General features: G+C 58.3%; 7 protein-coding genes. 6 read left to right on the forward strand and 1 reads right to left on the reverse strand.

All coding sequences use genetic code 11. The features are described from left to right. The 5 genes from ACH2EH_RS06065 to minE all read left to right on the forward strand — a co-directional run. On the forward strand, positions 1-1,071 hold a 1,071-nt coding region (locus ACH2EH_RS06065; protein WP_395139914.1), incomplete at its 5' end, for a DUF1501 domain-containing protein. Further along, positions 1,071-2,054, forward strand: a complete 984-nt coding sequence (locus tag ACH2EH_RS06070; protein WP_395139916.1) for a DUF6807 family protein — start codon at positions 1,071-1,073, stop codon at positions 2,052-2,054. The genes ACH2EH_RS06065 and ACH2EH_RS06070, both read left to right, overlap by 1 nt. Before the next feature lie 28 nt (positions 2,055-2,082). Continuing rightward, positions 2,083-2,820 carry a septum site-determining protein MinC gene (gene minC, locus ACH2EH_RS06075; RefSeq protein ID WP_395139918.1) on the forward strand — a complete coding sequence of 246 codons (738 nt, stop codon included), beginning with the start codon at positions 2,083-2,085 and terminating at the stop codon, positions 2,818-2,820. 42 nt (positions 2,821-2,862) lie between these two features. After that, complete coding sequence (minD, locus tag ACH2EH_RS06080; protein ID WP_395139920.1) at positions 2,863-3,684, forward strand: septum site-determining protein MinD; 822 nt, start codon at positions 2,863-2,865, stop codon at positions 3,682-3,684. Between the two features lie 15 nt (positions 3,685-3,699). Next, complete coding sequence (gene minE, locus ACH2EH_RS06085; RefSeq protein ID WP_309697713.1) at positions 3,700-3,957, forward strand: cell division topological specificity factor MinE; 258 nt, start codon at positions 3,700-3,702, stop codon at positions 3,955-3,957. Here minE and ACH2EH_RS06090 read toward each other — a convergent pair. Further along, a complete protein-coding gene (locus tag ACH2EH_RS06090; RefSeq protein WP_395139922.1) occupies positions 3,954-5,477 on the reverse strand; it encodes a hypothetical protein in 1,524 nt (507 codons plus the stop codon). The genes minE and ACH2EH_RS06090 overlap by 4 nt on opposite strands. Positions 5,478-5,519: 42 nt before the next feature. Here ACH2EH_RS06090 and ACH2EH_RS06095 point away from each other — a divergent pair. After that, positions 5,520-5,694: aldo/keto reductase (locus ACH2EH_RS06095; protein ID WP_395139924.1), on the forward strand; the 175-nt coding region annotated here is incomplete at its 3' end.

Consider the following 5,694-nt stretch of genomic DNA (forward strand, 5'->3'; position numbering starts at 1 on the left):
GGCCTAGATGTCAGCGAGCTGTTCCCCGAAGTGGCCAAGTGCGCCGATGATCTGTGTGTCATGCGCTCCATGACCAGCAACTTCTCGGAGCACACCAACGCGAACTATTTTCTGCACACGGGCAATGGCTCGCAGGGTCGCCCGAGCATGGGCGCGTGGGTGACCTATGGCCTGGGGAGCACGGCTAAGAACTTGCCGGGCTACGTGGTCATCAACGGCGGCTTGATTCCCAACGGCGGCCTCGACTGCTTCGGCTCCGGGTTTCTGCCACCCACCTACCAGGGCTCGATCTTTCTGCCACGCCCTAGCGCGGTCGCGGACCTCAAGCCACTGGAGAAAACAGAGGCACTACAGAAGCGCAAGCTCGCGCTGCTCAAGCGCCTGGACCAGAGCATTCTTGGCAAGATGGGCAATAGCAGCGCGGTAGACGCTGCCATTCAGAACTATGAGCTGGCCTTCTCGATGCAGAGCGCCGTTCCCGAGCTCACCGGCATGGCCGATGAGACCGAGGCGACGAAGAAACTCTACGGCCTGGATCATCCCTTCGCGCCCGCACGCACGTTTGGCTTTCAGTGCCTCATGGCGCGGCGCATGGTCGAGCGTGGGGTGCGCTTTGTAGAATTAACCCACCCGAGCTGCGGTCACGATCGGTGGGATCAGCACGGCAACTTAAAGCAGGGCCACGAAGACAACGCCCGCATGGTGGACACGGCAATCGCGGGGCTCCTCAAAGACCTCAAGGCGCGCGGAATGCTGGACTCCACGATTGTGCTCTGGGGCAGTGAGTTTGGGCGTACCCCCATGGTGCAGGGCAGCAATGGGCGCGATCATAATCCCTTTGGCTTCACGGTCTGGGCGGCGGGCGGCGGCTTCAAAGGTGGGACGATCTACGGCGCGACCGATGAGTTTGGCTATTTTGCGGTCGAGAATAAAATGGAGATGCACGACCTACACGCCACAATGCTACACTTGCTCGGCTTCGATCACAAAAAACTCACCGTTCGCTTCGGGGGCCGCGACATGCGCCTCACCGATGTCTTTGGCAATGTTATCAAGGAGCTGATTATCTGATGTTACCCATTACAATTGCACTACTCACGCTGGCATCCCAGCAACCACCTACCCCAACATTTCATGCCCATATTCAGGACAGAGAGTATGTCGAGGTACGCTACCAGGGCAAGGAAAAGCAAAATGCCGTTGGGCGTTTTATGACAGCCTACGATATTTCAGATCCCAAAAAGCGCGAGGAGACCTACAAACCGTACTTGCATATTATTGACCCGGAGACAGGCCAAGCAATCACCAAAGGCGCAGGCGGGGAGTTCACCCACCACCGAGGGATTTTTATCGGCTGGAACAAACTCACTGTCAATGGCAAGACTTATGACCGCTGGCACATGACCGGCGGCGAGCAGGTTGTTAAAGAAGCGACGGCAAACCACTCCTTAAGCTCCCTCGGACAGAGCGCCTACATTCTCGCACCTAAGATCGTCTGGACGGGCACAACCCGCGATGAGATACTGATTGAGGAGTCCCGGACGATGCACTTTATACCGGCACCCACCGGCGCGTTTGTGCAGGTGGATTTCACGTCGGCGCTGAAGGCCGTGGGCGGTGATACGGTTTTTGATGGCGACCCGGAGCACGCGGGGCTGCACTTTCGGCCCACCGATGCAACAGATCGCGCCAACACGGTCTATCTCTATCCGAAGGCCGATGCCAATGCCCACAAAGACCGGGACTATCCGTGGGTGGGGATGACCTACACCGCCGAGGGCAATAAGTACAGTATAGTGATGCTCTCGCACCCGGAGAACCCGACAGGCACAGCGTGGTCGGCGTACCGTAACTACGGGCGCTTCGGGGCGTTCTACAAAACGACGATCAAGAAAGAGGAGACGCTGAAAATCCAGGCGCGGTTTGTGGTTTATAAAGGCGAGCTACCCAGCCCGGAGACGATCCAGATGCTCTGGAATAGCTATGCCAAAAAGAGAGAGACGCTTGTGGCAAGCACTCGAAAGGCTGCCGAGCAGCCTGCTCCCAAAAAATAACCGGCAATTCGTGCTAAGATAGAAGCTAATGCAGGAACTGGAAATTAAAGGGTGGCGAAACGGCTTGCTGATCGTGCTACCCGATAGGGGCGAGTGGGACGAGGTTCGCGCTTCGCTGGAGGCACGCCTCAACGAAGCTAAAGACGGACGGACGTTCTGGCGCGGGGCGCAAGTAACGCTAGATTTTGGAGCGAGGGCGCTGGCAAACGAAGGGGTAGCGGAGCTATGTGACTGGCTGCGCGGTCTATGGGGACTCATCCCGCTGGCAGCAGTGGCAGCGGACGACCAGACACGCGCCGCTTGCGAGAAACTGGTGCTCAAGACCTACGATGTTCTGCCCACGATCCAGAAGGCCACCGCAGACTGGGAGCCCTCCAAAACCACGGAGCCCCCTACGGTTCGACCCACACACGCAAGCCCGCCCCGTAGCGAGCTGAACAATGCGCTCTATCTTTTTCGTAACGTGCGCTCCGGCCAGCGCGTGGAGCATAGCGGTAACTTAGTGATCTGTGGCGATGTGAGTGCGGACGCTGAAGTCGTGGCCACGGGAGATATCATTGTCGTAGGAAAGCTACGCGGACGGCCCCATGCGGGCTGCCAGGGAGATGAGAGCGCCAGGATCGTGGCCAGTGAGCTACGTGCCCCTCAGCTGCGTATCGCAGGTAAGATCGCAGCAGCACCACCCGATGAGGGGCTGAGGACAGAGAAGCGCTCCGCGGAGATAGCACGCATTGAAAACGGCGAGATTCAAGTTTTCCCGCTATAATGCCCAGGAATCGCTGTAAAAAGTAAAGAGAGTGTTATCAGGATGGCAGATGCGCGAGTGATCGTGATTACCTCAGGAAAAGGTGGCGTGGGTAAGACAACCACGACGGCTAATCTTGGGATGGCCCTTGCGGAGCTTGGAGAGACCGTTGCACTGGTGGATGCCGATATCGGCCTGCGCAACCTCGATCTGGCTCTGGGGCTCGAAAATAGGATCGTCTACGATATTGTGGACGTCGTCGAGGGGCGTGCGGACGCACGCAAGGCGCTGGTCAAAGACAAGCGAAAGTCTAATCTGGCGTTTCTGCCTGCCGCTCAGACCCGTGATAAGTCCGCCGTGAGCGAAGACCAGATGCGCAAGGTGATTGAGGACATCAAGGAGCTAGGCTACACGATGATCCTCATTGACTGCCCCGCAGGCATTGAGCAGGGTTTCAAGAACGCCACTGCGGGCGCGACCGAGGCGATTGTCGTCACCAACCCCGAGATGTCCAGCGTCCGTGATGCCGACCGGATCATTGGGCTTCTGGAGGCGCAGGGCCTGTACAACTCCATGCTGATCGTCAACCGGATTCGTCCCAAGATGGTGCGTGAACAAGAGATGCTCGATGTCTCGGATGTGCAGGAAGTCCTGGGGACATCGGTAAAGCTCATCGGTGTCGTGCCCGACGACGAGAGTATTATTACGTCCACGAACCGGGGAGAACCGGCGTCCATGTCGCCAGACTCTCAAGCGGGTCAGGCGTACCGTGATATCGCTCGGCGCCTGCGTGGCGAAGAGGTTCCTTTCATGAATATCATGGAGGAAAAAGAAGCCGGTGGTGGCTTCTTCGATCGTGTGCGCAAGTTATTTAGCGGCAAGTAGAGAGAGAGGCCCAGGATGAACCTTTTTGAACTCATTTTCGGCAGACCAGAAGACAAGTCAAAATCGGTAGCGAAGGACCGACTCAAGCTGGTACTCATGCACGACCGGGCGGATATTCCGGCTCCTATGTTGGAGCAGATGCGCCAGGAGATTATCGCGGTCATCGCCAAGTATGTCGAGATCAATGAAGCGGAGCTAAAGGTGGATCTGGAGCGCGCCGATACCACGGTTGCACTGGTCGCCAACATTCCCATCCGCCGTGTCCGAAGTTAGTTTTCTTTTGTCGGCGGGGTGAGCTGGTACACCTGATAGCGGTTGCGCTCCGGGACAGGACAGTCTGTCGGGAAGGGGCGAACGGGTACGAGCGTCCAGCCGCGTGCCTGGAGGCCAGCTCCGATCCTGTGGAACTCCTCCCAGCCCTGCAGCACCACAAGGTAGCCACAGTGCTTCTCTTTGGCAAGCTGCTCCACCGCATCCAGCCGTTTTTTCCCGCCACTTGGCTCCGTGAAGCGCTGGTGCAGCGGGATCGCAGCGGGGGTCTTGAGGCCCACCATGTCCACGAGCTTTTTGTGCCCCGCATAACCAAGATAGCCCGCATCGTGGAGTAACAAGGGGCGGTCACCATCGAGCGTATCGCAGAACTTTGTCAGTCCCTCAAGCTCGATAGCCACTTCATCGTGCCAGCCCTCGTAGCTTGCCCAGCGTGTGGGGAAGGCAAAAAGAGCCTGCACCAACACCAGCGCCGCCCCGATACTCGCTGCCTGCCCCAGCCACTTGCCCGATTTCCAGAGCGAGGCGCAGCCCAGCCAGAGAAACGGTAGCAAAACATAGAGATAGCGGTGGTAGTACTGCGCCAGGGCCATGGGCAGGCTCTGAATATAGGCGGCGATGAGAACTGCCGCAAAGAGCAGCCCGAGGCGGCCCAGTGCAAACCCGGCCAGTCGGGGAAGAAAGGCGACGCTCACTCCCAACAGGGCGGCAAATGCCCCCAGATACCGCCACGCTATCGTGATTTTTTCGGCGAGCGGCAGCCCCGACTCCGCGAAGTAGGCACGCTTAGCTGCAATCGTCTGTGGAATCAACGAGCCGGTATTGGCCCAGAGGAGCAACAAAAAAGGCGCGGCGACAAGTGCCGCAATCACAAGATCAAGCGCGATCCTCTTTGCTTTTTTCTGACGAAGCGCTTGATAGGCGAAAAGCAGCGCCGCGAGGACGACTAGCTCGGGGCGTAGCAAGGGCAGCAAACCACAGAGCGCAGGCAACCCCCGTGTCGGTTTCTCTGACGAGGCAAAAACAAGGCTCCAGGTCACTCCCGCGAGAGTGAGTCCTGTCTCCAGACCATTGAGCATTTGAAATGGTGTCTGCGCGGCGAAGAGTCCGGCTAGTAACAGTAGTACGGCTTGCCAGGGAGCCGCGCTGTGCACCCGTGCCAGACGCAAGAGCCCCAGTCCGTAGAGACCAATTCCGAGCCAGAGCGTGAGATTGAGCGCCGTCAGCGGCGGCATCACTAGGCATAAAAGCGCCGTCAGCGCCACATGAAAAGTACTCGTCGAGCCGCACAGTGCCGCCGTGCCCACAAAGTTTGGGTCGGGCTTTCCCGAGACAAGCACCACCGCGTTGTGCAGCGTGATATAGGCATCGTCGGTGGGAAAGACCCAAGGCGTACCGTAGAGAAAATAGTGGACATTAAAAGCGACCAGCACCATAAGCCCGACCAGCAGCCCAAGCACAATATCGGTGGATAAGGTGCGCGATGGAGATAAAGAGCGAGGAGTTTGTGGTCCAGTGTCCATTACCTGGTATTTTCGGCAGGTCAGGGCGGTAAAATGAGCGCGATGCAAACACGATTATTTCAGGGGGTGCCCGTCTCCGAGGTGGGTCTCGGTTGCTGGCAGCTAGGCGGCGGAGACTGGGGCGCAATGGACAACACTTCGGCACGCGCGATTCTTCGAGCGGCCCACGAGCGCGGAGTCACTTTTTTCGATACGGCGGATGTCTACGGCGGCGGCG

The organism is Armatimonas sp., assembly GCF_043760365.1.
GTDB lineage: Bacteria > Armatimonadota > Armatimonadia > Armatimonadales > Armatimonadaceae > Armatimonas.